Source organism: Pseudomonas sp. A014, assembly GCF_052378495.1.
GTDB classification, from domain to species: Bacteria; Pseudomonadota; Gammaproteobacteria; order Pseudomonadales; family Pseudomonadaceae; genus Aquipseudomonas; species Aquipseudomonas machongensis.
Genome location: NZ_CP199001.1, coordinates 3,074,989 through 3,094,767, shown reverse-complemented (window position 1 = coordinate 3,094,767; position 19,779 = coordinate 3,074,989). Strand labels below are relative to the sequence as shown.

Genomic DNA, 19,779 nt, shown 5'->3' with positions numbered 1-19,779 from the left:
CAAACTCCTTTGCGCAGGACAGGGGCATCTTTCTCTTGGGCCCCGTCCTGCTCAGCAAGGTGCCATCATCCCGACCGACGGTCATACCACCATCGACAACAGCATGATGAAGATGATGCCGACCACGGACAGGATGGTTTCCATCATGCTCCAGGTCTTGAAGGTCTCGGCCACGGTCATGTTGAAGTACTGCTTGACCAGCCAGAACCCGGCGTCGTTGACGTGGGACAGAATCAGCGAGCCAGCGCCGGTGGCCAGTACCAGCAGCTCACGGTTCACCCCCGGCACCAGTTCGATCACCGGCGCGACGATACCGGCGCCGGTGATGGTCGCCACGGTTGCCGAACCTGTTGCGATGCGGATCACCGCCGCCACCAGCCAGGCCAGCATGATGGGTGAAATTTCAGCCTGCACGGCCATCTGTCCGATCACGTTGCCAACGCCGGTGTCCACCAGCATCTGCTTGAAGCCGCCGCCTGCACCGACGATCAGCACGATCGCCGCGGTAGGCGCCAGGCTCTGGTCGAGCATCTTCATGATCTGCTGGCGGCTGAAGCCGCGGGCCGAACCGAAGGTGTAGAACGCCAGGAGCAAGGCGGCGAGCAGCGCGGTGATGGGGTGGCCGATCAGGTCCATCCACTGACGCACGATATGGTCAGTCGGGAGTACCACGTCGGCGAAGGTCTTGAGCAACATGAGCGCTACTGGCAGCAGCACGGTGACCAGCGTGATGGTGAAGCTGGGCAGGTTTTTCTGGTCGGAGTCGCGGGCGATCTGGTCCATCAGCTCCTTGGACGGGTTGCCCGGAATGTAGCGGGAGATGAAGTTACCGAACAGCGGCCCGGCGATGACTGCAGTAGGCAGTGCCACCAGCAGGCCGTAGAAGATGGTCTTGCCGATATCGGCGTGGAAAATGCCGATCGCCAGCAATGGTCCAGGATGCGGCGGCACCAGGCCATGCACCACCGAGAGCCCTGCCAGCAGCGGGATGCCGATCTTCACCAGCGACACCCCGGAGCGGCGGGCGACGATGAATACCAGCGGGATCAGCAGCACGAAGCCGATCTCGAAGAACAGTGGGATGCCCACCAGGAATGCGGCGAACATCATCGCCCAATGTACTTTCTGCTTGCCGAAGGCTCGGATCAGCGTCTGTGCGATCTGGTCGGCGCCGCCGGAGTCGGCCATCAGCTTGCCGAGCATGGTGCCCAGCGCCAGGACGATGCCGACAAAGCCGAGCACGCCGCCGAAGCCGTCCTGGAACGATTTCATGACCTTGGCCACCGGCATGCCGGAGGTCAGGCCGAGGAAGCCTGCGGCCAGGGTCAGTGCGACGAAGGGGTGGACCTTGAAATGGGTGATCAGCAGGATGAGCCCGACGATGGTAACGAGCGCGTCGAGCAGCAGGTAGGTATCAGTAGCCAGTCCGAACATGGTGTCTATGCCTCGGTCTTGTCGTTGTTGTAATGGCGAAACTTGAGTGAACTTTTGACGCCCGCAGGCGTCGGGACAGCGCTGTCTTTGGTGAGCCGGAAAACCGCCGGATCAGGCAGTTCGCGCCAGGTGCCGGTCACCGCAGGGCTTTAGCCAGTCGTGCACGGATTCGGCAAGTGCTTCGATCGGACGCGTGGCGTCCAGCGCCAGCGTGAGCGGTTCGCCACGCGGCGATTCGAGGGTCGCAAACTGGCTGGTGATGAGGCTTGCCGGCATGAAGTGGCCGGGGCGGGCGAGCACGCGTTTCTCGGCCTCTTCAGGGCTCAATTCGAGAAAGACGAAGCCCAGGCCTGGCACGGCCTGGCGCAGGGTGTCGCGGTAGCGGCGCTTGAGCGCCGAGCAGGTGAGGATCGGGCGTTCACCGGCCTGGAGAATGGCCTGCAGCTCTTCGCCCAGGCGTACCAGCCAACCGGCACGGTCGTTGTCGTCCAGGGGAATGCCGGCGCTCATCTTCTGGATGTTTTCGGCAGGGTGGAAGGCGTCGCCCTCGATCAGGCGTCCGCCGCTACGTGCAGCAACGGCCTGGCCGACGCAGCTTTTGCCACAGCCTGCCACGCCCATGACCACGATGGCGCAAGGGGAAAGGTTCATCGGTACCTCCTGCGGGGTAAGACAGCGCTGTCTTGCTCTCGACGAGCAGTGGTGCAAGCGCCACCCTCCCGGGTGTTATTGATCTTGTGATACGCAGTATGGATGCTGCGGCAATTATTACGTTGCCTGCGTCCTGAGACAGCGCTACCTTAGTGACCGTTCCCACTTCTTGCAAGTAGTAAAATTACAACATTCATGACCCGCACCGGCTCCCGCACCACAGGTCGTCCCACTCTGGCCGAAGTCGCCAGGCTTTCAGGGGTTTCTCCCATTACCGCTTCGCGCGCGCTGCGCGGCGTCAGCACGGTTGCACCGGAGTTGGTGGAAAAGGTCATTGCCGCCGCAGCGAGCCTGGGGTACGTGGCCAACCCGGCCGCCCGTGCCCTGGCATCGGCACGCAGCCAGTCGGTGGTGGTATTGATTCCATCGCTGTCCAACCAACTGTTCATCGACACGCTGGAGGCGATTCACGAGGTGATGCGTCCACGCGGGTTGGAAGTGCTGATCGGCAACTATCACTACGACAGCGCCGAGGAAGAGAACCTGATCCGCAACTACCTGGCCTACCAGCCCTGCGGCATCCTGCTGACCGGGTTCGAGCGCAGCGATGCTTCGCGGCAGATGCTCGCAGCCAGCGGCGTGCCCTGTGTCCACATGATGGAGCTTGGCGGGGAGCCGGGCGCCCTGTCGGTGGGGTTTTCGCAGCAGCAGGCGGGTCGCGCCGCCGCTCGCCACCTCATTGAGCGTGGCCGCAGGCGCCTGGGCTTCATCGCGGCGCAGCTCGATCCGCGGGTGATGCAGCGCGCCGAGGGGTTTCGCCAGGCCTTGCTGGAGGCCGGCTTGCAGGCACCGGAGCTGGAGATGCTGGACCCACAACCCTCATCGATCGGCCTTGGTGGCGAGCTGTTCAGCCGTTTGCTGGCCAAGGCACCGGATGTCGACGGCCTGTTCTTCTGCAACGATGACCTGGCCCAGGGCGCGGTGCTCCAGGCGTTGCGCCAAGGTGTCGAGGTTCCGCGGCAGGTGGCGATGGTCGGCTTCAACGACCTGCCGGCTTCGGCGCACATGGTGCCGCGCCTGACCTCGATCCGTACGCCAAGGGCCGCTGTGGGGCGCACTGCCGCGCAGGCGCTGTTGAGTCTGCTCGACGGCAAGCGGGACGTGGAGCAGCAGCAGGACATGGGCTTCGAGTTGGTGGTGCGGGAAAGCACCTGACCGGACGTGGATACGGTCGAATCTCCCTTCGAAACCGCCTAATCACAAGGTGATATCAGATCGCTTGCATGGCGGCGGGGCCCATCTATGCTCAGGAAACCCCTGCGCACACAAGGAGGCCCGGCGCATGTTCGAGTACCATCGCAAGTCCGACCTGATCGAGATTCAGCGTAGCCGCCAGGCACTGGCAGGCATGGAAGCCAAGTTGGCCGCGATCAGTCGCTCCATGGCGATGATCGAGTTCGCCCCGGATGGCACCATCCTCGACGCCAACGACAACTTCTGCGCAACGATGGGCTACAGCGCCGATGAGATCCGCGGCAAGCACCACCGTCTGTTCTGCGACCCAACCTATGCCAAGAGCGCCGAGTACCAGCAGCTATGGCATGAGCTGGGGCAGGGCAAGGCGATCAGCGGTACGTTCGAACGTATCGACAAGTCCGGGCGCGAGGTGTGGCTGGAGGCGAGCTACATGCCAGTGCTCGATGATCAACAGCAGGTTACCAGCGTGATCAAGGTCGCGGCCGACATCACCCGCAGGGTCAACGAAGAGCATGAGAGCGAAAGCCTGCTCAAGGCCATCGGTCGCTCGATGGCGGTGATCGAGTTCACCCCCGAGGGGCGGGTGATCACGGCCAACCAGAACTTCCTCGATACCATGGGCTATCGCCTGGAGGAGGTCACGGGGCGTCATCACGGGTTGTTCTGCCTGCCCCATGAGCGTGAATCGCCCCAGTACCGGGAGTTCTGGGCATCGCTCAACCGGGGCGAGTATCACTCCCACCGCTTCGAACGGGTCAACAAGCAAGGCCAGACGGTGTACCTGGAGGCTTCCTATAATCCGATCTTCGATGGCAAGGGCCGCCTGTACAAGGTGGTCAAGTTCGCCAGCGACATCACCAATCAGGTCAGCACCCAGCAGAGCGCGGCCGATGCGGCTCACGCAAGCTCCGTGCAGACCGACGCCTGCGCGCGCAAGGGAACCCAGGTGGTGCAGCAGACGGTGCAGGTGATCGAGCAGATTTCCGAGGAGCTCAACGACGCGGCGCGCAGCATCGATGCGGTGAGCAAGCAGTCGGAGCTGATCGGAAAGATCGTCCTGACCATTCGCGGGATTGCCGACCAGACCAACCTGTTGGCACTCAATGCCGCCATCGAGGCCGCGCGTGCCGGTGAGCACGGGCGCGGTTTCGCGGTTGTGGCTGACGAGGTGCGCAGCCTGGCGGCGCGGACCAGCAAAGCCACGCTGGAGATCGTCGAGGTGGTGCGACAGAATCACGACCTGTCACTGACGGCGGTGGCCAGCATGCAGTCGAGCCTGTCGCGCACGGGGTTGGGCGTGGAGCTGGCCAACGAGGCCGGTACCGTGATCATGGAGATCCAGCAAGGCTCACGTCACGTGGTCGATGCGATCAGCCAGATCAGTTCGACCCTGCAATTGCATTGAGCCCCTCGCGCAACTGATGCTCCAGGCCCTGGAGGTTTGCCTCCAGGCGTGCGAGCAATGCATCGCTGGGCGCTCCATCGGCCAGTGCCTGTTCCAGCGTTTCGCAATCGCGGACCACACCCCTGACCTTGAGCATGCGCGCACCGCCTTTGATCCGGTGCACCAGCGTTTTCACCTGCGCCGATGTGTGGCCCGGGGCCAGTTCGCGCAGGGCCTGCAGGTCTTGCGCGGTGCTCTGGGCGAGTTGTTCGAGCAGGCGCCGAGTCAGCTCTACGTCGTCCTGGGTGAGATGGCGCAACTGAGCAATGTCGAAACCACTGTCAGGCGGTGCATCTTCCGGGGGCGTTGCCTCGGTAGTCGGCGCCTGGGGCAAGTGGGCCTTGAGGGTACGCAGGTCGATCGGTTTGAACAGGCACTCGTCCATGCCATCGGCCAGGCACTGTGCCTTGGCTTCGGCCTGGGCGTTGGCCGTGACGCCGAGGATTCGGCAGGGCTGGGCACCGCGTTCGCGTTCCAATGTACGGATGCGTCGTGTCAGTTCGTGGCCATCCATCACGGGCATGCTGCAGTCGGTGATCACCAGGTCGAACGCTTCGGCCTGCCAGAGCGCCAGGGCCGTCTGGCCATTTTCAGCCAGGCGCACCTTGTGCCCGAGAGTGCATAGTTGCTTTTCGAGGAGCATGAGGTTGGCCGGGTAGTCATCCACGACCAGGACATGCAAAGGACCGGCCTGGGCAGTGTCGCCGAGTAGCTCGGGCAGGGGCTGCGCAACCAGGGGCTCGGCGTTCGGCAGCGACAGGCTTATATCGATTCGGGTGCCGACGCCCTGCAGGCTCTGCAGTTGCAGGACGCCGCCCATGAGCTGGCACAGTGTACGGCTGATGATCAGGCCCAGCCCGGCACCATGGCGTGCGCGCTGGCCGTCGAGTTGGGCGAAGGCCTGGAACAGCCTGGCCTGATCGGCTTCGCTGATGCCGATGCCGCTGTCTTGCACCTGCAGTTCCACCTGCAGGACATCTTTGGTCTGTGCCTGCACGATCATACCGACTTCGACCTGGCCTTGCTCGGTGAACTTGATCGCATTGCTGAGCAGGTTGGACACCACCTGGCGTAGCCTTACCGGATCGACAGAGGCCCAGATCGGCGACTCTGGGAGCCTGGTTTGAAGCGTCAGTCCCTTGACCTTGGCATTGGCTTCGAAGGCGCGTACGGTCGAGCGGACGAGCTCGACCAGGTCGGTGGCTACGGGCTGCAAGACCATGTGCCCGGACTCGATGCGCGAGATGTCGAGGATATCGCCGATCAGGTCGAGCAGGCCGAGTGCGGCATCGTGTGCAGTCTGCAAGCCCTGCGGGTCGCTGTGGCCTTGACGGTTGTCTTCGAGTGCCAGTTCCAGCAGCCCGATCACCGCGTTCATGGGGGTGCGGATCTCATGACTCATGATTGCCAGGAAGCTGCTTTTGGCCTGGCTGGCACGCTCGGCATCCTCCTTGGCCTGGCGCAACTGTTCGAGCAGGCTGCGGCTGAGCGTGAGCTGGGCCTGAAGCGCCCGTTGTGCCTCGCTGCGCTGGTGGATCAACTTGCGCAGATAGCCGTTCCAGAACACCACGCCGGCCAGCAAAAATGCCGAAAGCACCAGCACCTGCAACGCCAGCGAGCGGTAGTTGCCCCACAGGCTATCGCTGACGATGGTGCTGGTACGCCAACGGTTGATCAACTGGTCCAGTTCTTCCGGCGGGATACTCAGCAACGCCTTGTCCATGATCGACTGCAGTTGCGGCAGATCGGGCGCCACGGCAAAAGCTATTGCTGTCTGGCTGTCGTCCTGCAAGCCGGCGATGCGCAACCTGTCCTTGAACACATGAGTCAGGTAGTAGGACGCGCTGATGTTGCTGATCAGCGCAACGTCGGTATTGCCCTTGGCCACCGACTCCATCATCGCCAACGTGTTGCTGGCCTCGACCACATGAGCCTGCGGATAACGCTGGCGCAGCGCGACCTCCTGGGAACCGTCACGCACCAGCGCGATGCGTTGTGCGTTCTGTGGGCCGGCTTGCGTGCTGGTGCGACGCACGACCTGCACGTTGGGGCTGACCAGGTAGGGGCGGGTGAAACGCACGCGCGATGCGCGCGACGGGCTGTAGTCCAGGGCTCCGACCAGCTGTGCATCACCCCGTGCCACCTCATCGACCATGGCCGCCACGGAGTTGCGTTCAACGATGTCGAAACGCAGGCCGGTGCGCAAAGTGATCTGTTTGAGAACGTCCAGTGTAATGCCGTTGGGTTGCTGCTGGGTGTCGTTGAATGTGATTGGTGCAAAGCTTGGATTGATCAGTACCCGTATCCTGGGGGCTCTGGCCAGCCAGCGTTGTTCTTCATCGGTGAGCGTGGAAAGGCGACGCTGCAGGAGCAGGCTGGTGTTGCCACTGGACCAGCGGCGCAGGATGTTCAGGCGCTCGCTGTCGGTAATCCTCTGTAACGCCTGGTCGACCAGGCCGAGTAGCCTGGTGTTGTGCTGGTCCAATGCGAAGGCGAAAGCGCCTGCGGGTGCCTGGACGAAATGGTCGATGCGCACCAGGCCTTGATAGGCTCGTCCAATAGCGAAGTCCGAGCTGATGGCATCGCCGATGTAGGCATCGGCATCACCCTGCGCCACTGCGCTGAGGCCTGCGTAGGTCGAGCTGTAGAGGATCAGCTGCGCCTGGGGATACAGGGCTTGGACAGCCGTCTTGGGCAGGTAGTGATCGACCATGGCCAGGCGCAGGCCGGCCAGATCCTCACTGTGCAACTGGGGGCGGTCCTGACGTGTGACGATCACCGGAAGGTCGTCGGCATAGGTTTGGCTCAGGGACAACTTGGCATCGGCTGCTTCGAAGCCATTGGAGCTGCCAAGCAGGTCGATCTGCCCCTGGTGCAGGGCTTCGATGGCCGCCGTGCGACTGGCAAAACGGCGTACTTCGATCGGCATGCCCAGTTGCTCGCCGATCAGGCCAGCATAGTCCGCACTCAACCCCTCGTAGTCGTTTGGGCTGACATTGATTTCAAAGGGGGGGTAGTCAGGACGCGAACTGCCCAGGACCAGCACCTTGCGCTCGCGCAGCCACTGGCGGTCGCTGTCGCTCAGCGGCAGCGCGACACTGGCACTGATCGAGCGAGCCAGCAAGTGTCGCGGTTCGCTTTCACCAATGGCGGCGCCCGATATCAGCAGGGCCGCCGCTGCCAGTAGCAGGCCGCCAAGGGTGTGCCTCATCGTCGCGAGGCTCAGTTCACTTGGTTGCGTTTGGCCAGGTCGACCATTTCGACCAGCGACTCGGTCTTGAGTTTTTCTCCGATTCGACCGCGGTAGGTGCTGATGGTCTTGGCGCTGAGGTTCATGGCCGTCCCTATGTACTTGTTGTTCTCTCCCCGCGCGAGCCTGCGCAGGACTTCCATTTCCCGATTCGACAGGCTGTTGAGCCTCACCGTTTCCGATTCCAGGGTGCTGCTGTTCACCGACATCTGCGGAAAGGTCGAATAGCCTTTGACCAGGGCCTTGAGCGCGAACAACAGGGCATCGAGGTCTTCGTCCTTGTTGACGAAGGCCGAGATTCCGGCATCCAGGCAGCGACGGACGTAGAGATCAGAGGACTGCCCGGTGAGTACCATGATTTTTGGTGCAGGATCGAGCAATTGCAAACGCTTGATCACTTCCATGCCATCCAGGCCCGGTAACCCAATATCGAGAATCACCACCTTCGGTGCAAGCTGGCGTGCCATCTGCACGGCCTCGATGCCATTGCCCGATTCACCGACAACCTCAAAGCGTTCCCGCTCGAGCAGGATACGCACGGCGAGGCGGACGGTAGGGTGATCATCGACCATCAGTACGGTGGTCATTGGAAAACTCCTGTACGAAATAATGTTCGTTCCTGACGTTATCCAGGAATACGTCTGTAGGGCCAATCTGGCTGCGGGCACGATACGTCCATCAGAACGCTTTGATAATGGCGAGTATAGGCGTGTGGAAAAAGCCGCCATTTGCTGGTGAAAAGTCTTACAAAAGAAACTAGGGGCGAGGGGCGATGAGACCCTCGCGGGCGGGTGTGGGGTAAGGGCGCTCAGGTCGGGCGCGCACAGGCGGGATGCGGTTTATTCACGCGATGCGTCGACGCGGGATTTTTGAGCAGCGCAGCACCGACCCGTGTCGGGCGTTGCTGCAATTGCCCCGCGCAATTCGGACATTGTCCCTGTAGATGCTGTTCAGCGCAGCGGCGGCAGAAGGTGCACTCGAACGAGCAGATCAGCGCGTCCAGGGTGTCGGGGGGCAAATCGGTATCGCAACATTCGCAATTGGGGCGTAGCTCGAGCATGGCGCAACTCCGGTGCGGACAGAGATGCGCCAGTGTCGGTCGCTGGACGCTGGCTGGCAATCCTCAGTCGCCGGGGCGATACAGATGGGCGTGGCCGGCGCGGTACAAGGCCGAGTCGGCAAACGGTGCGTCGCCTAGAACATGGCCGACGAGAATCAGTGCCGTGCGCCGGAAGCCTTTGTTGGCAACACCCTCGACGATATCGGCGAGACGGCCCCTGACCCAGTCCTGGTCCGGCCAAGTGGCGCGGTGGATCACTGCCACCGGGCAATCCGCCCCATAGTGCGGCAGCAGCTCCTCGACGATGCGCGGCAGATGGCGTACCCCCAAGTGAATGGCCAAGGTACTGCGGTGGCGCGCCAGGTCCGCCAGTTGCTCGCCTGCCGGCATCGGCGAGCGATCGCCGTAGCGGGTCAGGATGACGGTCTGCGAGATGTCCGGCAGCGTCAGTTCGCAGCCGAGCAGGGCGGCGCTGGCGGCTGTGGCGGTAACGCCAGGAATGATCTGGTAGTCGATGCCCAGTTCGCGCAGGTGGCGGATCTGTTCGCCGATGGCGCCATACAGGCTCGGGTCCCCGCTGTGTACACGGGCCACATCCAGGCCCTGGTCATGGGCGTCGCGGATTGCGCCGATGATCTGCTCCAGGTGCAGTTCGGCGCTGTTGATCAGGGTACTGGCGGTGTGGCCTTCGAGTACCGCGGCCGGTACCAGTGAGCCGGCGTAGATGATCACCGGGCATTGACGGATCAGGCGTTGGCCCTTGACCGTGATCAGCTCCGGATCGCCGGGGCCGGCACCGATGAAATAGACCGTCATGGCAAGTCCTTGAAGGTGAAATGAAGTGCGATTATCCGTTGCTGGCCAGCGCCAGGGTAGCGTCACCGAGCACCTGCCTGGTGATTGTCAGGATCGGCGAGCGCTGACCCTCGCTCGCCGCCAGTGCCAGCGCCGCGCTTTCTGCCACTCCCCAGCAGCCGGTGGTGTTGAAGGCCATTTCGGAGCGGTGGCTGAGCAACGGCAGGAAGGGCTGCAGTTGCTGGGCGCTGTACAGCGTCAGGGGCAGGCCGAGCTGCTCGGCCAGTTGCCGCAGGCCGGGCTCCTGAGCCTTGAGATCGATGCTGGCGATACCTCGCAACGCGGCCAGCGTCAGGCCGTTGTTGGCCAGTGCAAGGTGCAGCAGGGTTTCCAGAACCGCCGCGGGGCAACCCCGGCGGCAGCCGAAACCGACATAGAGCGCGGCCATCAGGCCTGCGCGGAGCGGCGGTACAGCCAGGCGCTCAGCAGACCCAGTGCCACCCAGAAGGCTGCGTTGGTCAGCCAGGAGGCAACCTTGAACTGTGCTTCCAGCGCTTCAGGCGCCAGGCTTTCATGCACCAGTGGCTGAGGGGCGCCGATCAGGTGCGGTACCACCAGCAGCGCTGCGCCAAGCACTTTGAGCAGCCAGTGCCGCGCGAAGACCAGCAACGCCAGGCCCACAGCAGTGGCGGCGGCGGTGCCGATCCACCAGGTCTGGCGTTGACCCAGATCGGCTGCGGCGGTGCCAGGCAGTTCGGGTGGCAGGCCCAGGGTCGGTGCCAGGCAGAACACGGCGAAGCCGCCCAGCCCCCACAAGGCGCCAGTACTGACTCGACCGGGTTCGCGCAGGCTGTAGAGTGCGGCGAGGATCAGCGCGAAACCGACTGCCACCACCAGGTTACCGCCGGTGGTCGACAGCACGCGCTGCCAGCCGTCTTCCGGTGACCAGGCTTCTGCACCGTGCTCATGGCCAGCGGCACTTTCACCGGCGTGCTCGTGCTGCTCGGTGGGGGCCGAGTTTTCATAGGTTTCGGCTTGAAGGATCAACGGAGCGACCCAGAAACTCTGCAATAGCGTCAGCAAAAGTGCGGCGAGCAGGCCACTGAAGCCTGCAGTGCGAGCGATACGCTTGATCATCATCGGACACTCAGTGGCAAGGGAAGGCGGCGCTGTGACGGGTATCGTGGGCAGCGTTGTGCACAGCCTCCAGGTGCGAGAACCCGGCGAAGTACACCAGGCACAAGCCCAGCAGGCTGGCGCCGACCGCAACGACGAGACGCTGGCTGAGGCTGACGGGGGTGGCGATGCTGTGTTTGGCGCTGGTGACGGACATGACGCATTCCTCTGCTTTTTTTCATGGGCGACAGGAAGCGCGGCAACCCCAGGCGAGAACCGCCCAGGGACATGCAACAGCGCCCGCCCACCGCGGGGTGTGATCACAAGACGTCGGGCCGGTCTCCGGGCTGACGAGCAGGAGCCTGGCTCCTGGGGAGAGCGTCACCTTCCCATGCCGCACTGCAGGCACAGTGGATCAGACGCTCGCTCGCTTACCGTTGCGGGGGCAGCACCGGACTTGCCAGACCCATGAAGAGCCTGTGACGCACCGGTTTCCCGTTTCACCCCTGCAAAGGGGCACCCTACGTAATGTATTAGGAGATCACGGCCATGCTTTGGTCGTCAATTCTTGTTACGAATTGAGCAAATGGGCGGGCTGAAAATCCTCAGTCAGCCTTGAACGTCGCACTTTTTTACATTCAGGGGCTCTATGCATGGCCAGGCTGCGCCGATTCCCGGCCCGGCCGCTGACCCTGGACCCCGGTGCAAATGCCTGTTCCCGCCTTTCGCCGCCGTGCCCGCCTGTCATTGGTGGGTGTCTTGATCGCCCTGTGCGGGTGCACCGGGCAGCAGGGGCGTGACGTATTCACCCAGTTGGGTAACGGGCATCCTGGCGAGCTGTTCCAGACCAGTGTCGACCGCATGGCCACCTTGTCCATGCGCGACAACCTGCAGAGCCTGTATCTGCTGATGAACAAGCTCTACCTGCGCAACCCCAGTCAGTGGAAGCAGTCCGGATACCTGGATGCCGCCACTGCCGAGCGCCAGATCCGCCAGGCCATCGAGCAGCGCCAGTCGTTGCCGCAACTGGGCGAGCGCCGTGACCTGGCGGCGCTGAGCTATGCCTTGAGCCCGGAGTTTCGCGGTGATCGGGTCGGTGCGTTCATCTATGCGATCGGCAGCATGTTGATTACCGCCCACGGTGGGCGCACCGAGTTCTACATGACCGACGCCATTGACCCACTGTTCGTCAATAACGCCGCGCGCAACATCGAAAAGGCCACCTGGATGCTCGGTCAGCGCCAGGACGCCAATGGTGTGTTGCTGCTGTTTTCCAACGAGATCTCGGAAGAGGGCAGCAACCTGAGTTTTGCCGTCGAGTTCGGCAAGATCGTCGCACGCCTCGACCTGCTGGCGCAGATGCTCGATGAGCGCTACCGACGGATCGGCCTCAACTATGCGCAGAGCCTGCTGCTGATGAATTTCCTGCCCGTACAGTGATCATCGCCCCGGGCCTCAGAGCAAGGCTTCGATGGCGCGGCGATAGCGCTGGCCTGCCAGGCTCATGCTGTTGTTGTGGCTTGCCCCCGGCACCAGCAGCAAGGTCTTGGGCTGCTGCGCGGCCTCGAACAGCGCCTGGCTGAAGCGTGGCGGCACATAGCGGTCGTCCAGGCCGTGCACCAGCAGCAGAGGTAAATCGATATCGGCGATCTTGCCCAGCGAGTCGAACTTCTGCGACAGCAGCCAGCGTACCGGCAGTGCGGTATCGGCCACCGATGCTGCCACGTCGCCAAGGGAGGTGAAGGTGGATTCGAGAATCAGGCCGCGCGCAGGTACGGGCTGGCCTTGCTGGCGTGCCTGGCGTGCGAGCTCCGACGCAAGCTCGACAGCGACCGCACCGCCCAGCGAATGGCCGAAGATCAGGCGCTTGCTTGGCACCGGCTGCAACTGGGCGAAGCGCTCCCAGGCAATTCGGGCGTCCTCGTATACCGTGGCCTCGGACGGCAGGTCGCCTTGGCTCTGGCCAAACCCGCGGTAGTCCACGGCCAGCACCGAATAGCCCATGGCGTGCAGCTGCTCGATGCGGAACAACTGACCGGTGAGGTTCCAGCGTACGCCGTGCAGGTAGAGTATCGCTGGCGCATCGGCGCGTTTGGCCGGCCACCACCAGGCGTGCAGGCTCTGGCCGTCGGTGAAGCTGCGCGGGCGCAGGTCCAGCTCCTGTACGCCGGCCGGCAGGCCCCTGAACCAACTGGCCTGGCCCGGCTCGATACGAAACACCAGTTCGCGCTCCTTGTGCTGCAAGACCGCGCAACCCGCGGGCAGGCCCACCACCAGCAAGGCCATGGCCAGCCAGGTGAGCCAGCGGCGTTTGAAGTGAGTGAGCAGGGTGTCGGTCATGGGTGTCATCAGGCGTGCTGGAAATCGTCGTTTTTAACAGAAGCCATGGCCTCGCTGCAGGCAATTTTTCCCGAGCGGTGCTGACACATGTTTGCAAGCTGTTTCCCCAGCGCCCTCGAGGGGATCTGCACGCTTGCCGCAGCGGGCGCCGAGGGGTAGGTTTCCCTGACCCTGTCGATGGAAGACTTACCTTGGACTCGATTACCCAAGCCGTACTTGGCGCCGCCCTGCAAGGTACCGTGCTCGGCCGCATCCAGGGCCGCCGTTCGCTGTTGTACGGTGCCGCGCTGGCCACCTTGCCCGATCTCGATGTGGTGATCCGGTATGCGGACCCTGTTTCGCAGATGACCTATCACCGCGGTTTTTCCCATTCGATCTTCGTCCTTACCGGCCTGGCGCTGCTGCTGGCGTGGCTGGTGGCCTGGGTAGGGCAGAGGCGCCGGCCCGACAGAGGCTACCGTTGGCCCCGACTGTTCGTGGCGTTCTGGCTGGTGCTGGTCACCCATCCCCTGTTGGACGCCTTCACGGTCTATGGCACGCAATTGTTCTGGCCGCTGCCGTTCACTCCCGAAAGCTGGGCGGCAGTGTTCATCATCGACCCGATCTACACCGTGCCGCTGCTGGTCGCTGTGATCTACGCCGCGTGGCGGGGGCTGAGTGGTCGGGCGATACCCCTGATGGCAGCGGCTCTGCTGTTCAGTACGGCGTATCTGGGGTTCGGGCTGGCCGGGCGCATGGCGGTCGAGCAGCGTTTCCATGAGGCCCTGGGCCGCCAGGGCGTTGTTGTCGATCATGTGCGGGCAGTGCCCATGGCCTTCAACAGCCTGGTCTGGCGGGTGCTGGCCAAGACGGCGGATGGTCATTACTACGAGGGCGTGAGCAGCGTTTTCGACCGCGAACCACCCGAGATGCAGCGCCTGTCGCTGAACCTGGACGCCGCCAAGGTGCTCGAGGGCGTCGCGCTGCACGAGCGGCTGCGCTGGTTCACCGATGATTGGCTGCGTTATGACGTGGTCGGCGATGTGCTGGTGGTGACCGACCTGCGCATGGGCATTCCCGGTAACTACACCTTCCGTTTCCGCATGGCTCATCGCGACAGCCAGGGTCAGTGGGTGGTCGATACCCCAGCCAACTGGAGTGACGGTGCCGCGATGTTCAACGGCCATGACCTGGGGCTGATCTGGCGTCGCATCCTCCAACAGCAACCTCCGCTGCCCCTGGCGGCTTGGACCACACGCTACCTGAATCCCTCGCCGCAATCCGGGGTGGCGCCCTGAACGGCCGCTCGGCCGGGCTCGACCTGGTCAAGTGGACGGCGATCCTGAGCATGGTCGCCGATCATTTGCGCTACCTGTGGCCCAGTGCCGACGGGTTGTTCGTGGTCGGGCGCCTGGCGTTTCCACTGTTCTGCCTGGTGATCGCCTGTCATGTCTCACGCGCCCAGCCAGGCGCGCTGTACACGGCAGCCAACGCGCGCTACCTGAGCTGGATGTTGGCCTTCTCGGTACTTGCCGAGGGCCCGTACCGTTGGTTGGACAATGGCTCGCACACGCTCAATGTCATGCCCACCCTGACCCTTGGCCTGCTGGTCGCCTGGGGGGTGAAGCATCCACAGCCTGCTGCGCGCATTGTCGGCCTCGGTAGTGCCGGGCTGGCGCTGGTTTTCAGTGATCGACTGATGTATGGCTTGCCGGGGGTATTGCTGCCGGCGGCCTGCCTGATGCTGTGGTCGCGAGGTCGGCCCGGCTGGCTGGTGCCCTGTCTGCTGGCAATGGGCGCAAACCTGACCAACAGTTGGTTATGGGCGCATCCCTGGCAGCCCTTTTCCCTGCTGGTGCTGGCCACCGCGGCAATGGCGCTGCCATTGGGTTTGCGCATGCTGGCGTACCAGGGCGCCTCAATCGTGCCTGTGGGACGCTGGGCCTACGGGTTCTATCCTTTGCACCTGATGGCGATCAAGGCCTTGCAATACCTCGATCTGCCCCCATCCTAGGCAGCCTCGGATATCCAGGAACAGCTTCATGGAACCCAACCGCTTCGGCGACATCGCCGCCTTCGTCAGTGCCGTGAAGGTCGGCAGCTTCACCGCAGCCGCCGCGAGCCTGGGCCTGACCCGCTCGGCGGTGGGCAAGAGCATCGCGCGCCTCGAATCGCGCATGGCCGTGCGCCTGCTCAACCGTACCACGCGCAAACTGAGCCTGACCGATGAAGGCCAGGTCGCGTTCGAGCGTTGGCGGCAGATCCTCGAAGACCTGGACGAAGTCGAGACCACGATGGCCCAGCGCCGTGGACGACCGACCGGCACCCTGCGCCTGACTGCGCCGCTGTCGTTCGGCCAGCGTCATGTGCTGCCGATCCTGGATGTCTACCTCAAGCAATGGCCGGAACTGCGCGCCGATATCCGCTTCACCGACCGTTTCGTCGATTTGGTGGAGGAGGGGGTGGACGTTGCCGTGCGCATCGGTGCGCCCAAGGAGGACTCGCAACTGCTGACACGCACCGTGGCGTGGCAGCAGTTCGTCACCTGCGCTGCACCCGAGTACTTGCAGCGTCATGGGGTGCCCCAGGTACCGGCAGACCTGTATGGGCACGACAAGATCGCTTTTCTGGCGGGCGAGAAGGCCAGCCCCTGGCGCTTCCACACCAATGAAGGGCTGCACCTGTGCGAAGAGCCCGGGCGCTTGAACATCGACAGCTCCGAGGCCATGCTCGATGGCGCCCGCGCCGGGTTCGGGCTGATTCACCTGCCCACCTACATCACCGGCGACGACTTGCGCGCTGGAACGCTGGTCGAGGTACTTGCGGATTACCGGCCGCCAGCGGACCCGATTCGTATCGTCTACCCCAGCAAGCGCCATTTGTCGCCACGGGTGCGAGGTTTCATCGACCTGCTGGTCGCCCGCTGGGAGCATGGAGTGCCCTGGGAACGCTGATTGGGGAATGCAGGGACCGTGTGTAGGGCCCGTTTTGCGGTTTATCGCCCAGGCGTGGCCCTGGACACTGTGCAGTCATATCCGTCACGACTTATGGAGACGCCATGACTGCGTTGTCTGTCCTGGACCTGGTCATGATTGGCGAGGGCAAGACCCTGGCCGATGCGATCGAGGAATCCCGTCAACTGGCACGCCACGTCGAGCAGCACGGCTACGCTCGATACTGGATCGCCGAACACCATGACATGCCCGGCATCGGCTCTGCCGCCACAGCGCTGGTAATCAACGAGATCGCCAATGCCACGCGGCTTATTCGCGTGGGTGCCGGTGGCATCATGCTGCCCAATCATGCTCCGCTGGTGGTCGCCGAGCAGTTTGGCACGCTCGATGCCCTGCACCCGGGGCGCATCGACCTGGGGTTGGGGCGTGCCCCCGGCAGCTCCGGCCCGACCGTCCGTGCTTTGCGCGGCGTCGCGCCCGAGCGTGACTTTGCCCAGGACATCGCCGAGTTGCGCGACTACCTGGCCGACAACGGCCAGCGATCGGTGCGCGGGGTGCCGGGCAAGCACGAGGTGCCGGTGTGGATATTGGGTTCCAGCCTGTTCGGCGCCGACCTTGCGGCACGGCTCGGCTTGCCTTACGCCTTTGCCTCCCATTTCGCCCCGCGCTACCTGCTGCAGGCCATCGCCCATTACCGCGCGAACTTCCAACCCTCGGCGCAACTGGCCAAGCCCTACGTCATGGTGGGCATGAATCTGTTCGCAGCAGCCAGCGATGCCGAAGCCGATTATCTGGCCAGCTCGCACCGCAAATGGATGCTCGATCTGCATGTCGGACGTCACGGCCTGCTGCCCCTGCCGCAGGAAGGTTATGTCGAGGGCTTGCCGGGCCATGAACGGGCGGTGCTGGAACAGGTGATGGCCTGTACCGTGGCCGGTGGGCCGCAGCGGGTGAGGGATGGGTTGCGCACACTGATCGAACAGACTGGCGCCGATGAGTTGATGATCGATTGCCGGATCCATGACCCCTTGGCGCGCTTGCGCTCCCACGCATATGCGGCCCAGGCCCTTGCCGATCTGGCCTGACTCGACCTGAGCGGCAGGCGCCAAGGCGCGGCCGCGGGCCACGGCCTGGCTTCAGTGCGCGTCTGTCCAGCCTCCCCCTAACGCGGCATAGAGGTTCACCTCTGCCAGCAATTGCGCCAGCCGGTCGTTGATCAAGCCCTGCTGGGCACTGAACAGTGAGCGCTGGGCGTCGAGAAAGGTCAGGCTGCTGTCCACGCCAATGCGGTAGCGATTGCGTGCCAGGTCGTAGTAGCGCTGGGTGGAGGCCACCAGGTCGCGCTGGGCCACCAGTTGCCGCTGATAAGTGGCGCGCGCCGCCAGGCCGTCAGACACCTCCTGGAACGCCCCCTGAATCGATTTCTCGTAGCGAGCCACCTCGATTTCCTTTTGCAGGCGCGCATAGTCCAGGCTGGCCCTCAGGCTGCCGGCGGTGAACAGCGGCAGGTTGATCTGCGGCTGGAACAACCAGGTACCGCTGCCGCCGTCGAACAGCCCGGACAATTCGCGACTGCTGGAGCCTGCGTTGGCGGTCAGGCTGATGCTGGGAAAGAACGCTGCCCGTGCGGCACCGATGTCGGCATTGGCTGCACGCAGCTGGTATTCGGCTTCCAGGATGTCCGGGCGACGTTGCAGCAGTGCCGAGGGCAGGCCGGGCGGCAAGCCGACGATCTGCTGCGAGGCCAGCGGCAGATTGGGCGTACGCTCATCGAGGGGCGCGCCGACCAGCAGGGTCAGCTGGTTGATATCCTGGGCAACCTGGCGCTGGTAGCGGGCTACTGCGGCACGAGCGGTGTCGACGCTGGTCTGCGCCTGGATCTGCTGCAATGCCGACGCAGTGCCGGCGCGACGCTGACCCTGGGTCAGGCGCAGGCTTTCCTGGTCGGCGATCAGGGTCTGGCGTGACAGTTCGAGCAGCTCCAGGTCAGCTCGCCAGGTCATGTAGCTGCTCGCCACGCTGGCCACCAACCCCAATTGCACACTGCGCCGGGCCTGTTCGCTGGCGAGATAGGTCAGCAAGGCCTTGTCACTCAGGCTGCGCAGGCGGCCGAACAGGTCAAGCTCATAGGCGCTCACCCCGAGCGTGGCGGCGTAGGTCTGGGTGATGGCTCCGTCGCCGGTCCCGGTCATGCGCCGCGGCAGGTACTGGCGCTGGCCCTTGGCGTCGGCGGAGACCTTGGGCAGCAACTCCGAGCGCTGGATACGAAACTGCGCACGATAGGCTTCGACGTTGAGCGCTGCTACGCGCAGATCGCGGTTGTTGAGCAGTGCGTTGTCGATCAGTTGGCGCAGCAACGGATCCTGGAACACCTGGTGCCAGTCGTCGTGCTGGCGGCTGGGAGCCATGGCATCCTGGCTGGCTTCCCCTGGGAATCGAGGTGCGACAGGCAGGGCGGGGCGTTGATAGTCGGGGGCCAGGGTGCAGCCGGTCAGCAACACCGCCAACACGGCAGCAGGGTATCTGGGCATCGCGGGTTCTCTGGAGTCAGGCACCGGCCATCCATCTGGCCAGGCCGTGGCGGCCACTGACGCCAAGCTTGGCGGTGGCGCGTTTGAGGTAGGTTTCCACCGAACTGTTCTTCACGTTCAGGCGTTGGGCCATTTCCGGTACGGTGCCACCGGTGAGCAGCCCCAGGCAGACTTCCTGCTCACGGCTCGACAGTTGCACGGCTTCCTGGGCCAGGCGCTCGTCGAAGCCGTGGCGCAAGGTGTCGGGCGTCGCCGAACCTTCACCCTGCACGTGCACCTGGTGCTGCGCATGGTGTTCAAGCAGAGGCAGCAAGGTGTCGGAGAGGCGTTTGAGCAGCGACAGTTCGCCGAGGGAAAAGGCCATCTGGCTGGGCAGGCGATGGAAGCAGATGACCCAACGGCGGTCGCCATTGCACGACACCAGGTTGCACTGGTGAGCACTGGATTGCGGGTTGCCGGTGGCATGAGGCGCCTTGACCTGAATGAGCAGGGGATCCTTCATCTGCAGGATGTTCTGCAACAGTGGGTGATTGGGCTGATCAGGCGGAGGAAACTCCTGGGCAAGCCCCGCGCCGCCCAGCACCTTGACCCGAGTGACGCCGGTCTGTCGGGCATCCAGGGTCCACTCGCTCAGGTCGAGCCGGTGCACTGGCACTAGGCTGTCGACCAACTGGAGCATGCGCTCGGCAAAATGATCCTCGCCGGTGCTGGCGATCAGCTCTCCCAGTTGCAGGTAGAGGCGCGCGTCGTGGTGATGTTCGAGGCTGCGGGTCAGCTTCATGTCCTGTTCATCCTTGAATCGGGTACTGCGCAGGCGGGTGGCGAATGGTCTTACGCCCTGGCCGGTCGAGGGTGGCGCTATTCAAGCCTGGGCCTGGCGCCTGCGTCTGTAGTGGAAACCGGGGACAGAAAATGGCATCGAATCGGACAAAGTGGGGGGATGATTCGGACAGACTAAATGCAAATGT

19 protein-coding genes, 1 pseudogene and 1 riboswitch are annotated in these 19,779 nt (G+C 63.7%); of the genes and pseudogenes, 8 read left to right on the top strand and 12 right to left on the bottom strand.

What is annotated here, in order from left to right; translation table 11 throughout:
• Nucleotides 1–81 precede the first annotated feature (81 nt).
• A complete protein-coding gene (locus ACTYOL_RS14020; protein WP_444756448.1) occupies nt 82–1,434 on the bottom strand; it encodes a GntP family permease in 1,353 nt (450 codons plus the stop codon).
• 111 nt (nt 1,435–1,545) lie between these two features.
• Nucleotides 1,546–2,085, bottom strand: a complete 540-nt coding sequence (locus ACTYOL_RS14015; protein ID WP_054890742.1) for a gluconokinase — start codon at nt 2,083–2,085, stop codon at nt 1,546–1,548.
• 195 nt (nt 2,086–2,280) lie between these two features.
• Between ACTYOL_RS14015 and ACTYOL_RS14010 the strand changes: the two genes are divergently transcribed.
• The 3 genes and pseudogenes from ACTYOL_RS14010 (at nt 2,281) to ACTYOL_RS14000 (ending at nt 4,747) form a co-directional block, all read left to right on the top strand.
• On the top strand, nt 2,281–3,300 hold the full coding sequence (locus ACTYOL_RS14010; protein WP_197890773.1) for a LacI family DNA-binding transcriptional regulator: 1,020 nt from the start codon (nt 2,281–2,283) through the stop codon (nt 3,298–3,300).
• A gap of 127 nt (nt 3,301–3,427) precedes the next feature.
• A pseudogene (locus ACTYOL_RS14005) lies at nt 3,428–4,210 on the top strand (PAS domain-containing protein); the annotation flags it as partial.
• A gap of 42 nt (nt 4,211–4,252) precedes the next feature.
• The gene (locus tag ACTYOL_RS14000) at nt 4,253–4,747 is read left to right on the top strand and encodes a methyl-accepting chemotaxis protein (RefSeq protein ID WP_370672098.1); all 495 of its coding nucleotides are present in this window, start codon (nt 4,253–4,255) and stop codon (nt 4,745–4,747) included.
• On the opposite strand, the gene ACTYOL_RS13995 is transcribed toward ACTYOL_RS14000, so the two are convergent.
• From ACTYOL_RS13995 to ACTYOL_RS13965, 7 genes are all read right to left on the bottom strand, one after another.
• Complete coding sequence (locus ACTYOL_RS13995) at nt 4,722–7,997, bottom strand: transporter substrate-binding domain-containing protein (RefSeq protein WP_444756447.1); 3,276 nt, start codon at nt 7,995–7,997, stop codon at nt 4,722–4,724. The genes ACTYOL_RS14000 and ACTYOL_RS13995 overlap by 26 nt on opposite strands.
• 11 nt (nt 7,998–8,008) lie before the next feature.
• Complete coding sequence (locus tag ACTYOL_RS13990; RefSeq protein WP_054890738.1) at nt 8,009–8,623, bottom strand: response regulator transcription factor; 615 nt, start codon at nt 8,621–8,623, stop codon at nt 8,009–8,011.
• Nucleotides 8,624–8,844: 221 nt separating this feature from the next.
• Complete coding sequence (locus tag ACTYOL_RS13985) at nt 8,845–9,096, bottom strand: DUF1272 domain-containing protein (protein ID WP_153773749.1); 252 nt, start codon at nt 9,094–9,096, stop codon at nt 8,845–8,847.
• Between the two features lie 63 nt (nt 9,097–9,159).
• Nucleotides 9,160–9,912, bottom strand: coding sequence for a precorrin-4 C(11)-methyltransferase (gene cobM, locus ACTYOL_RS13980; RefSeq protein WP_197890777.1), 753 nt, complete (start codon nt 9,910–9,912; stop codon nt 9,160–9,162).
• A gap of 31 nt (nt 9,913–9,943) precedes the next feature.
• Entirely contained in the window at nt 9,944–10,339 is a 396-nt protein-coding gene (locus ACTYOL_RS13975; protein WP_197890778.1) for a cobalamin biosynthesis protein, read from the bottom strand.
• On the bottom strand, nt 10,339–11,028 hold the full coding sequence (locus tag ACTYOL_RS13970) for a CbtA family protein (RefSeq protein ID WP_054890887.1): 690 nt from the start codon (nt 11,026–11,028) through the stop codon (nt 10,339–10,341). The genes ACTYOL_RS13975 and ACTYOL_RS13970 overlap by 1 nt, the downstream gene beginning before the upstream one ends.
• 10 nt (nt 11,029–11,038) lie before the next feature.
• Nucleotides 11,039–11,224, bottom strand: a complete 186-nt coding sequence (locus tag ACTYOL_RS13965; protein WP_063545029.1) for a CbtB domain-containing protein — start codon at nt 11,222–11,224, stop codon at nt 11,039–11,041.
• A 99-nt stretch (nt 11,225–11,323) separates the two neighbouring features.
• Nucleotides 11,324–11,546: riboswitch (cobalamin riboswitch) on the bottom strand.
• A 169-nt stretch (nt 11,547–11,715) separates the two neighbouring features.
• Between ACTYOL_RS13965 and ACTYOL_RS13960 the strand changes: the two genes are divergently transcribed.
• Nucleotides 11,716–12,447: a hypothetical protein gene (locus tag ACTYOL_RS13960; protein WP_197890780.1), complete on the top strand. Its 732-nt coding sequence runs from the start codon at nt 11,716–11,718 to the stop codon at nt 12,445–12,447.
• 15 nt (nt 12,448–12,462) lie between these two features.
• Here ACTYOL_RS13960 and ACTYOL_RS13955 read toward each other — a convergent pair whose 3' ends face one another.
• Entirely contained in the window at nt 12,463–13,347 is an 885-nt protein-coding gene (locus tag ACTYOL_RS13955) for an alpha/beta hydrolase (RefSeq protein ID WP_054890732.1), read from the bottom strand.
• 191 nt (nt 13,348–13,538) lie between these two features.
• Between ACTYOL_RS13955 and ACTYOL_RS13950 the strand changes: the two genes are divergently transcribed.
• The 4 genes from ACTYOL_RS13950 to ACTYOL_RS13935 all read left to right on the top strand — a co-directional run bounded on the left by ACTYOL_RS13950 (nt 13,539) and on the right by ACTYOL_RS13935 (nt 17,365).
• Nucleotides 13,539–14,624, top strand: coding sequence for a metal-dependent hydrolase (locus ACTYOL_RS13950; RefSeq protein ID WP_197890782.1), 1,086 nt, complete (start codon nt 13,539–13,541; stop codon nt 14,622–14,624).
• On the top strand, nt 14,573–15,340 hold the full coding sequence (locus ACTYOL_RS13945; protein ID WP_269669769.1) for a TraX family protein: 768 nt from the start codon (nt 14,573–14,575) through the stop codon (nt 15,338–15,340). The genes ACTYOL_RS13950 and ACTYOL_RS13945 overlap by 52 nt, the downstream gene beginning before the upstream one ends.
• Nucleotides 15,341–15,368: 28 nt before the next feature.
• Nucleotides 15,369–16,280, top strand: coding sequence for a LysR family transcriptional regulator (locus ACTYOL_RS13940; RefSeq protein WP_054890729.1), 912 nt, complete (start codon nt 15,369–15,371; stop codon nt 16,278–16,280).
• A gap of 104 nt (nt 16,281–16,384) precedes the next feature.
• A complete protein-coding gene (locus ACTYOL_RS13935; protein ID WP_444756446.1) occupies nt 16,385–17,365 on the top strand; it encodes an LLM class flavin-dependent oxidoreductase in 981 nt (326 codons plus the stop codon).
• Between the two features lie 51 nt (nt 17,366–17,416).
• On the opposite strand, the gene ACTYOL_RS13930 is transcribed toward ACTYOL_RS13935, so the two are convergent.
• Both ACTYOL_RS13930 and ACTYOL_RS13925 read right to left on the bottom strand, forming a co-directional pair.
• On the bottom strand, nt 17,417–18,811 hold the full coding sequence (locus ACTYOL_RS13930) for an efflux transporter outer membrane subunit (RefSeq protein ID WP_153773744.1): 1,395 nt from the start codon (nt 18,809–18,811) through the stop codon (nt 17,417–17,419).
• Between the two features lie 16 nt (nt 18,812–18,827).
• The gene (locus ACTYOL_RS13925) at nt 18,828–19,592 is read right to left on the bottom strand and encodes a helix-turn-helix transcriptional regulator (protein ID WP_200602362.1); all 765 of its coding nucleotides are present in this window, start codon (nt 19,590–19,592) and stop codon (nt 18,828–18,830) included.
• Between the last annotated feature and the right edge of the window lie 187 nt (nt 19,593–19,779).

Coding starts and splice junctions, on each gene's coding strand:
- ACTYOL_RS14020 (WP_444756448.1), bottom strand. CDS start 1,434: ATGTTCGGACTGGCTACTGATACCTACCTGCTGCTCGACGCGCTCGTT.
- ACTYOL_RS14015 (WP_054890742.1), bottom strand. CDS start 2,085: ATGAACCTTTCCCCTTGCGCCATCGTGGTCATGGGCGTGGCAGGCTGT.
- ACTYOL_RS14010 (WP_197890773.1), top strand. CDS start 2,281: ATGACCCGCACCGGCTCCCGCACCACAGGTCGTCCCACTCTGGCCGAA.
- ACTYOL_RS13995 (WP_444756447.1), bottom strand. CDS start 7,997: ATGAGGCACACCCTTGGCGGCCTGCTACTGGCAGCGGCGGCCCTGCTG.
- ACTYOL_RS13990 (WP_054890738.1), bottom strand. CDS start 8,623: ATGACCACCGTACTGATGGTCGATGATCACCCTACCGTCCGCCTCGCC.
- ACTYOL_RS13985 (WP_153773749.1), bottom strand. CDS start 9,096: ATGCTCGAGCTACGCCCCAATTGCGAATGTTGCGATACCGATTTGCCC.
- cobM (WP_197890777.1), bottom strand. CDS start 9,912: ATGACGGTCTATTTCATCGGTGCCGGCCCCGGCGATCCGGAGCTGATC.
- ACTYOL_RS13975 (WP_197890778.1), bottom strand. CDS start 10,339: ATGGCCGCGCTCTATGTCGGTTTCGGCTGCCGCCGGGGTTGCCCCGCG.
- ACTYOL_RS13970 (WP_054890887.1), bottom strand. CDS start 11,028: ATGATCAAGCGTATCGCTCGCACTGCAGGCTTCAGTGGCCTGCTCGCC.
- ACTYOL_RS13965 (WP_063545029.1), bottom strand. CDS start 11,224: ATGTCCGTCACCAGCGCCAAACACAGCATCGCCACCCCCGTCAGCCTC.
- ACTYOL_RS13960 (WP_197890780.1), top strand. CDS start 11,716: ATGCCTGTTCCCGCCTTTCGCCGCCGTGCCCGCCTGTCATTGGTGGGT.
- ACTYOL_RS13955 (WP_054890732.1), bottom strand. CDS start 13,347: ATGACCGACACCCTGCTCACTCACTTCAAACGCCGCTGGCTCACCTGG.
- ACTYOL_RS13940 (WP_054890729.1), top strand. CDS start 15,369: ATGGAACCCAACCGCTTCGGCGACATCGCCGCCTTCGTCAGTGCCGTG.
- ACTYOL_RS13935 (WP_444756446.1), top strand. CDS start 16,385: ATGACTGCGTTGTCTGTCCTGGACCTGGTCATGATTGGCGAGGGCAAG.
- ACTYOL_RS13930 (WP_153773744.1), bottom strand. CDS start 18,811: ATGCCCAGATACCCTGCTGCCGTGTTGGCGGTGTTGCTGACCGGCTGC.
- ACTYOL_RS13925 (WP_200602362.1), bottom strand. CDS start 19,592: ATGAAGCTGACCCGCAGCCTCGAACATCACCACGACGCGCGCCTCTAC.